Origin of the sequence: Roseovarius sp., assembly GCF_018066915.1 — a bacterium.
Taxonomy (GTDB): domain Bacteria; phylum Pseudomonadota; class Alphaproteobacteria; order Rhodobacterales; family Rhodobacteraceae; genus Roseovarius.
Genome location: NZ_JAGPVV010000204.1, coordinates 24,516 through 32,342 on the forward strand (window position 1 = coordinate 24,516; position 7,827 = coordinate 32,342).

Consider the following 7,827-nt stretch of genomic DNA (forward strand, 5'->3'; position numbering starts at 1 on the left):
AATCATTTGACTATGCCTCAGGTCACGCCCCCCCGATCGCAGACATGATTCATCCACAGGCTGCATCGCAAAGAAGCCGTTATTTCCGGCACATTTGCCGGTCATAGCTGTGACAGAGGTTGAAGTTTGGTGCGCCGCGTGCATGCACACGAACGCAAAGCACACGCACTGAGGCCCCCGGAAATTCGGGGCTCATGCGTGCCAACAGAGTGTGAAATGGTCGGGGCGATAGGATTCGAACCTACGACCCCCTGTTCCCAAAACAGGTGCGCTACCAGACTGCGCTACGCCCCGGACCGTGCGCCTGCATACTGGCGATTGCGTGCCTTGAAAAGCTAAAAACCGGCCTCACTTCGGTTTATTGGCTCTCTGCGCAGGGCCAGGCGGCCTTGGTCTGGTCAATCGCCGCGTGCCGAAGGGTCCAACCCTCGGCAATACCGATCTTGCGCGCCAGACCGCCATTGATCTCGAGCACGGCCAGAATATCCTCGCCCCCGAAAATTGGCGACTCGTCCAGCGGCTGCGCCTCGTGATGCACCTTCTTCACGGTGCCCGTCTCGTCCATGAAAATCATGTCGAGCGGAATCAGCGTGTTCTTCATCCAGAACCCCACCGGCTGCGGCTCGGGATAGACAAAGAGCATGCCCGCACTCATCGACATCGTCTCGCGATTCATGAGGCCCTGCGCACGCTCTTGCTTGTCATCCGCCACCTCGACACGGAAACGGGCGGTGCCGGCATCGCTGCGCAGCATCACCACATCCTCGCGGCAGCCTTCCGCCGCTGCCGTGCTTGCCAGACCGGCAAGCACGACAGCCGCCATCACTCGGACAATTTTACCGCCGTTTCCCATCCACACACCTCGGTTGCCATTCGCCCCCTTTTACCATCAATCACGCGGATTGCCAGCGCCTCACCGGGCTGAACATCCGCAAGACCGGAGCGGCGCAAAACCTCGATATGCACGAACACATCTTCGTCGCGACCAAAGGTATTGGCAAAGCCAAACCCCTTGCCCTTGTCGAACCATTTGACGCGGGCCGGTTGCAGCGGCGCGTTGCGAATGATCTCGGGATCAATCTCGTCGAGATCGGCAAGCCCCGTATGTTCAAGATCATCCGGCGGGCTGATCGCATGCACCGCCACCGCTTGCCGACCGCGTTCGGTCTGCTGCACGTCCAATTCCACCCCGGCGCGATCCGCAACCGAACTCTGACCAAAATTCCGCAGAACATTGGCGTGTAGCAAAATATCAGGGCCACCTTCATCGGCAATCACAAACCCGAACCCTTTCACAGGGTCAAACCACTTAACACGCCCCCTTACTCTGCGAATATCATCATCCTGTATCGTCACTTTTTCCTACCTAACAGCCTTCATCCCCAAGACTGCCTAACACTTGCGTTATATTCGCCCCCGCTTGCAAGTGGTTAATATCTTTCTTTTTCAATGCCTTGCATTTCACGCAACGTGAAATTCACGGGTTCAGACGTTGAATTTTCCAGCTTTCCCCTACGCGCGCGCGTCGCCACACGAACCGGTCATGCAGACGAAACGCCCCGTCCGCCCAGAATTCGATTTCAACGGGCGCAATCTTGAAACCGCCCCAAAAGGGCGGGCGCGGGGGATTCGGCCCCTTTTGCGCCGTGATCTTGGCCACTTTCGCCATCAGCGTCCCCCGACTGTCGAGCGGCTGAGACTGCTCCGACGCCCAGGCCCCAAGACGGCTCTTGAGCGAGCGCGAGGCGTAATACTCATCCGCACGCGTCCCCTCCTCGCGGCTGACCATACCACGAATCCTGACCTGTCGCCGCAGAGATTTCCAATGCAACACCATCGCCGCCTTGGGATTGGCCGTCAGTTCCCGCCCCTTGGCGCTGTTGTAATTGGTGTAAAAGATGAAGCCGTCCTCGGAAATCTCTTTGAGCAGCACCATCCGCACATTCGGCAACCCATCGGCATCCACCGTGGACAGCGCCACGGCATTGGGATCATTCAGCTCTGATTTCTCCGCCTCAGCCAGCCAACTCCGAGCAATCTCGAACGGGTCATTCCCTGCAAATAGTCCGTCGCGTTCCATGAAGTTCCTTTGATCCTGCCTGCCAGATTCCGCCGATATGTTTCCATATGTGTCAAACTAGTGTTCTCAACGGCATTTGACACCCTGCTCTGGAAAATGACCAGCCCTTGATGCAATCCCCCCAATCGCCTAAAGGTCAGAAAAATCTGATGGTCGGGGGCTGGGAATGTCGAACAATCTGATGGCGGGAAAACGCGGGCTGATCATGGGGCTCGCCAATGACAAATCAATCGCCTGGGGCATTGCCCGCGCCTGCGCCGATGCGGGCGCGGAACTGGCCTTCAGCTATCAGGGCGATGCGCTCAAGAAGCGGGTCGATCCGCTCGCGGCAGAGCTGGGCTCCACCATCGTTCTGCCCTGCGACGTGGGCAATATGGCCTCGGTCGATCAGCTCTTTGTCGATCTTGCCAGCCATTGGGACAGCCTCGATTTCGTGGTTCACGCCATCGGCTTTTCCGACAAGAACGAATTGCGCGGGCGCTACGTCGACACCAGCCGCGACAATTTCCTGATGACCATGGATATCTCGGTCTATTCCTTTACCGCCGTGATGCAGCGCGCGGAAAAGATGATGGGCGAGGGCGGATCGGCCCTCACCCTTACCTATTACGGGGCCGAACAGGTCATGCCGCATTACAACGTGATGGGGGTGGCCAAGGCCGCCCTTGAGGCATCGGTCAAGTACATGGCCGAGGATCTGGGCAAGGACGGCATCCGCGTCAACGCCATCAGCGCCGGTCCGATCAAGACACTGGCCGCCTCCGGCATCGGCGATTTCCGCTATATCCTGAAATGGAACGAACTGAACTCGCCGCTGCGCCGCAACGTGACCATCGACGACGTGGGCCGCTCCGCGGTCTACCTGCTCAGCGATCTGGGCTCTGGCGTGACCGGCGAGACGCTGCATGTCGATGCCGGCTACCACATTGTCGGGATGAAGGCCGTGGATGCCCCCGACATCGACGCCACCGGCGGGCGCAAGGATCAGGATCAGTGACACTCGCGGCCTTTCTCGCCATTTGCGTCCTGCACCTGATGGCGGCGATCAGCCCCGGACCAGCAGTCTTGATGGCCGCGCGCACCGGCGTCACCGAAGGTCTGCGCACCGGCGCCTTTCTGGCGATGGGCATCGGCGTGGGCGGCGTGGTCTGGGCGGCGGCGGCGCTCTTTGGCTTGGGTCTGGTGTTTCAGGCCGCCCCGGCCCTGCTCTGGGCGCTCAAGATCATCGGGGCCGCCTATCTCATCTGGATGGCTTGGGGCCTGTGGCGCGATGCCGACCGTCCGCTCGACATGGGCGCAGAGGCGCGGCTGCCCCGCTCTGCGGCTTCGGCCTTTCGGCTGGGCCTGATGACGCAATTGGCCAACCCGAAACCGGCGGTGCTCTTTTCCGCGATTTTCATCGGCACCGTGCCCCCCGGCACCTCGCCTTTGATCTTTGCCGCGCTGCTGGCTGTGGTTTTTCTCAATGAAACCCTGTGGAACATCCTTGTTGCGCGTATCTTCTCGCTGGAACGCAGCCGCACCGCCTATGTCAGCCTGAAATCCATCCTTGATCGCACGTTCGGCGGGCTTTTGGCCCTGCTTGGCGTCAAGATCGCGAGCACCTGAGAGGACAGCCCATGACCGCGCTCGATCTTTTGGCCTTCAACGCGGTTCTGGCCGCCGCCATTCTCAGCCCCGGTCCCGCCCTCTTGTTTGCCCTGCGCACCGCATTGGCCGATGGCCGCAGCGCGGGCATCGCCGCGGGACTGGGACTTGGCCTTGTCGCCGCACTCTGGACACTCGCCGCACTTCTGGGGCTCGAGGCACTCTTTACCCTCTTTCCATGGGCCTACATGGCGCTCAAGATCTCAGGGGCGGCCTATCTCCTCTATATTGCATGGACCACGTGGCGCGCCGCCCGTCAGCCCGTGAATGAAGGCCCACGCAAACCGCGCGGGCGGGCGTTTCTCGACGGGGTGCTGATCAACCTTGGCAATCCGAAATCGGTGCTCTTCGCGGCCTCCGTGCTGGTGGTGGTCTTTCCCAAGGGCCTCAGCGCCACGGAAATCGCGCTCATCACCGCCAATCACATGCTGGTGGAATGGCTCTTTTACGCGGGCTTCGCCACCCTTCTGAGCGGGGCCGCCGCCCGCCGCGCCTATCTGGGCGCAAAACCGATGATCGACCGCGCAGCAGCCCTCCTTCTGGGCGCGCTCGGGCTGAAACTCCTCTTGAGCAGGTAACGACATGATGGACCGCCTCCCCCATGAAAAAGGCTTTCACGTAAGCTGGGATCAACTCCACCGCGACGCCCGCGCCCTTGCGTGGCGGCTTCAGGGCGAGGCACCCGAAGGCGGCTGGCGCGCAGTCGTGGCGATCACGCGCGGCGGCATGGCCCCGGCAATGATCGTCGCGCGCGAGTTGGACATTCGCACCGTCGATACGATCAGCGTCAAATCCTACAACCACCAGAGCCAGACCGCCCCGGTGGTGATCAAATCCCCCGATATGTCGATCATGGGCGATGGTGCGGGCGTGCTCATCGTCGATGATCTGGTGGACACTGGCCGCACACTGGAAGTCGTGCGCCAACATCTGCCAAAGGCGCATGTCGCCACCGTCTACGCCAAGCCGATGGGCCGCGCTCAGGTCAACACCTTCGTGACCGAAGTGAGTCAGGATACCTGGATTTTCTTCCCGTGGGACATGGCCCTGCAATATGTCGAACCCTATCGGGGCGCCTGACATGACCAACCTGCCCCGCACCGCCTGCACCTTTTCGCCCCCCGTGATGGAGGCGCGGCGCTGGCTTGACGGGGTGACATTCCCGGCCCATCGCCCGCTCATCAACGTAAGCCAAGCCGCCCCTGTCGCGCCCCCGCCAGAGGCGCTGCGCCGTGCCGTGGCAGAGGCGGCGCTGAATGAACCGCAGGCGCATCTCTACGGCCCCGTGCTGGGCCTGCCCGACCTGCGCGCCGAAGTGGCGGCGCAATGGTCCGCCACCTATGGCGGCAGCATCACGCCCGCTCAGGTCGCAATCACCTCGGGGTGCAATCAGGCCTTTTGCGCGGCCATCACCACGCTCTGCGCCGAAGGGGATGAAGTTATCCTTCCAACCCCTTGGTATTTCAACCATAAAATGTGGCTCGACATGGCAGGCGTGCGGGCTGTCCCGCTGCCTGCGGGGGCCGAACTCTTGCCTGATCCGGATCAGGCAGCGGCGCTTATCACGCCCCGCACCCGCGCCATCGTGCTCGTCACCCCCAACAATCCGGGCGGCGTGGAATACCCCGCCGACCTCACCCGCGCCTTCTATACTCTGGCCCAAGAGCGCGGCATCGCCCTCATCGTGGATGAAACCTACCGCGATTTCGATGCCCGCCCCGGCGCAGGCCATGATCTCTTTCACGATCCCGACTGGGCCGAGACACTCATCCAGCTTTATTCCTTTTCCAAGGCCTACCGCCTGACCGGACACCGCGTCGGCGCAATGGTGGCCTCCCCGACCCGTCTGGCCGAGGTCGAGAAATTCCTCGACACCGTCACCATCTGCCCCAACCAACTGGGCCAGATCGCAGCCCTCTGGGGGATGCGCAACCTCGGGCAATGGCTGGCCGGAGAGCGCGCCGAAATCCTCGACCGGCGCGCGGCCATCCACGACAACATGCCCAAACTCGCAGGCCAAGGCTGGACCCTCTTGGGCTGCGGCGCCTATTTCGCCTATATTGCGCATCCCTTCGCGATGGACTCGACCCAACTGGCACAGGCGCTGGTGCCCGAGGCAGGCGTGCTTCTGCTCCCCGGCACGATGTTCCGGCCCGCCGATGACCCACAGGGGCTGCATGAATTGCGCGTGGCCTTCGCCAATCTCGACCGCGCCGGCATCGACACGCTCTTTGACCGGCTGGCTGCGCTCCGCTGGCCCCTTGTCGCGGGCGGTCACAGCGCGTAGACAGTCGCCCAATGAGGGCGCAAGCCACCAACAGTGAGGGGGCCATCATGGCGGGCAAAGGTATCTACAAGGGCGCGATGTGGCTTCTGATGGGCCTCTTGATCATCGGCCTTGCCGGGTTTGGCGCAACCAACCTCTCGGGCAATGTGCGCAGCATCGGCCATGTCGGCACCGCCGAGATTGACGTGACCACCTACGCCCGCGCGCTGCAAAACGAAATCCGCGCGCTCGAGGCCGAGCGCGGCTCTGCCTTGACCTTTGCCGAGGCCCGCGCCGCCGGAGTCGATACCGATGTGCTGGGCCGTCTGGTGGCGCGCGCGGCGCTGGAACATGAGGCCAATCGTCTTGGCCTCTCCATCGGCGACGAGAACCTGCGCGACCAAATTCTCGACATTCCCGCCTTTCAGGGGCTCGACGGCAGCTTCGATCGCGCGGCCTATACCTTTGCCCTCGATCAGGCGGGGCTGAACGAATCCCAGTTCGAGGAGAATATCCGCGCCGAGACCGCCAGCACGCTGGTGCAGGCGGCAGCACTCGCCGGTCTGCAAACGCCCACGGCCTATATGGACGCGATGATGACCTATCTGGCCGAGCGGCGCAGCCTGGCCTTTGCCGTGCTCGACCGCAGCGCGCTGCAAACTGGCCTGCCAGTCCCGTCAGAGGATGACCTCAAGACCTATCACCAGAGCCATCTGCCCGACTTTACCACGCCCGAAACCAAGAGCATCACCTACGCTTGGGTCACGCCCGCGATGATCCTCGATAGCGTCGAGGTGGACGAGACCGCCCTGCGCGAGGCCTATGCCGAACGTGAGTCCGAATTCAACCTGCCCGAACGTCGGCTGGTGGAACGTCTGGTCTTTGCCGATACCGAGGCCGCCACCCGCGCCCGCGCCCGGATCGACGAGGGCGTAGCCCTCGAAATGCTGGTCTCTGAACGCGGGCTCGACATGGCCGATATTGATCTTGGCGATGTCAGCCGCGATGATCTGGGCGCTGCCGCTGACGCGGTGTTCTCTGCTCAGGCCGGCGATGTGGTCGGCCCGATCGACACCAACCTTGGCCCGGCCCTCTTTCGCGTCAATGCCATTCTCGCCGCGCAAGTCACCCCCTTCGAAGAGGCTGAACCGCGCCTGCGCGAAGAGCTGGCCTCTGACCGCGCCCGCCGCGTGATCGAGGCCCAGATCGACACGGTCAGTGACCTTCTCGCTGGCGGGGCCACGCTCGAGGATGTGGCCAAGGAAACCGATCTCGAACTCGGCAGCATCGACTGGCACCCCGGCCTGACCGAAGGCATGGCAGGCTACGACAGCTTCCGCGAGGCCGCCGACGCGGTGACGACAGGCGACTATCCCGAGGTCGAACAACTTGCCGATGGCGGCATCTTTGCCCTGCGTCTCGACGGTACCCAAGAGCCGCAGATTCAACCGCTCGAAGATGTGCGCGACGCCGTGCTCAGCGGCTGGCGGGCCGAGGCCACGGTCGCCGCCCTGCGCGCGCAACTGGAACCGCAACTTGCCGAACTGCGCGCCGGTGCCAGCTTTGCCGATCTGGGTCTGACCGCCACCGAAGTGACCGACATGACCCGCCGCGATTACCGCCCCGAGGCGCCTGCCGAATTCATCGACACGGTCTTTTCCATGACCACCGGCGAGGTCCGCGTGATCGAGGGCGAAGGCCGCCTCTTTGTGCTGCGTCTCGACAGCATCGCGCCGCCCCTGCCCGCAGAAGAGGACGAGGATCTCGCCCGCCTGCGCAGCGCCCTTCAGGATCAGGTCGCCGCCGATCTCGGGCAGGATCTCTTTCAGGTGCT

General features: G+C 62.8%; 9 protein-coding genes and 1 tRNA gene. 6 read left to right on the forward strand and 4 right to left on the reverse strand.

Translation table 11 applies throughout. From position 1 onward, the window contains the following. Positions 1 to 217: 217 nt before the first annotated feature. From KBT70_RS11395 to pdxH, 4 genes are all read right to left on the reverse strand, one after another. Positions 218 to 294, reverse strand: a tRNA-Pro gene (locus KBT70_RS11395). Between the two features lie 64 nt (positions 295 to 358). Next, positions 359 to 823 carry a DUF192 domain-containing protein gene (locus tag KBT70_RS11400; RefSeq protein WP_296633156.1) on the reverse strand — a complete coding sequence of 155 codons (465 nt, stop codon included), beginning with the start codon at positions 821 to 823 and terminating at the stop codon, positions 359 to 361. After that, positions 823 to 1,335 carry a cold shock domain-containing protein gene (locus tag KBT70_RS11405; RefSeq protein WP_296633180.1) on the reverse strand — a complete coding sequence of 171 codons (513 nt, stop codon included), beginning with the start codon at positions 1,333 to 1,335 and terminating at the stop codon, positions 823 to 825. The genes KBT70_RS11400 and KBT70_RS11405 overlap by 1 nt, the downstream gene beginning before the upstream one ends. Before the next feature lie 142 nt (positions 1,336 to 1,477). Next, a complete protein-coding gene (pdxH, locus tag KBT70_RS11410) occupies positions 1,478 to 2,080 on the reverse strand; it encodes a pyridoxamine 5'-phosphate oxidase (RefSeq protein ID WP_296633160.1) in 603 nt (200 codons plus the stop codon). 166 nt (positions 2,081 to 2,246) lie between these two features. Between pdxH and fabI the strand changes: the two genes are divergently transcribed. From fabI to KBT70_RS11440, 6 genes are all read left to right on the forward strand, one after another. Next, positions 2,247 to 3,077 (forward strand): enoyl-ACP reductase FabI, encoded by an 831-nt coding sequence (gene fabI / locus KBT70_RS11415; RefSeq protein ID WP_296633163.1) that lies wholly within the window; start codon positions 2,247 to 2,249, stop codon positions 3,075 to 3,077. Further along, on the forward strand, positions 3,074 to 3,688 hold the full coding sequence (locus KBT70_RS11420) for a LysE family translocator (protein WP_296633166.1): 615 nt from the start codon (positions 3,074 to 3,076) through the stop codon (positions 3,686 to 3,688). Before fabI ends, KBT70_RS11420 begins: the two co-directional genes overlap by 4 nt. 11 nt (positions 3,689 to 3,699) lie before the next feature. Further along, positions 3,700 to 4,305 carry a LysE family translocator gene (locus tag KBT70_RS11425; RefSeq protein ID WP_296633169.1) on the forward strand — a complete coding sequence of 202 codons (606 nt, stop codon included), beginning with the start codon at positions 3,700 to 3,702 and terminating at the stop codon, positions 4,303 to 4,305. 4 nt (positions 4,306 to 4,309) lie between these two features. After that, positions 4,310 to 4,807, forward strand: a complete 498-nt coding sequence (gene gpt, locus KBT70_RS11430; RefSeq protein WP_296633172.1) for a xanthine phosphoribosyltransferase — start codon at positions 4,310 to 4,312, stop codon at positions 4,805 to 4,807. A 1-nt stretch (position 4,808) separates the two neighbouring features. Then, positions 4,809 to 6,014 carry an aminotransferase gene (locus tag KBT70_RS11435; protein ID WP_296633175.1) on the forward strand — a complete coding sequence of 402 codons (1,206 nt, stop codon included), beginning with the start codon at positions 4,809 to 4,811 and terminating at the stop codon, positions 6,012 to 6,014. A gap of 47 nt (positions 6,015 to 6,061) precedes the next feature. Then, the coding region (locus KBT70_RS11440; protein ID WP_296633178.1) for a peptidyl-prolyl cis-trans isomerase at positions 6,062 to 7,827 on the forward strand (1,766 nt) is incomplete at its 3' end.

Excerpts from the sequence above, each read along its gene's own strand:
- fabI (WP_296633163.1), top strand. The coding sequence starts at position 2,247 with ATGTCGAACAATCTGATGGCGGGAAAACGCGGGCTGATCATGGGGCTC.
- KBT70_RS11400 (WP_296633156.1), bottom strand. The coding sequence starts at position 823 with ATGGCGGCTGTCGTGCTTGCCGGTCTGGCAAGCACGGCAGCGGCGGAA.
- KBT70_RS11435 (WP_296633175.1), top strand. The coding sequence starts at position 4,809 with ATGACCAACCTGCCCCGCACCGCCTGCACCTTTTCGCCCCCCGTGATG.
- KBT70_RS11425 (WP_296633169.1), top strand. The coding sequence starts at position 3,700 with ATGACCGCGCTCGATCTTTTGGCCTTCAACGCGGTTCTGGCCGCCGCC.
- pdxH (WP_296633160.1), bottom strand. The coding sequence starts at position 2,080 with ATGGAACGCGACGGACTATTTGCAGGGAATGACCCGTTCGAGATTGCT.
- gpt (WP_296633172.1), top strand. The coding sequence starts at position 4,310 with ATGATGGACCGCCTCCCCCATGAAAAAGGCTTTCACGTAAGCTGGGAT.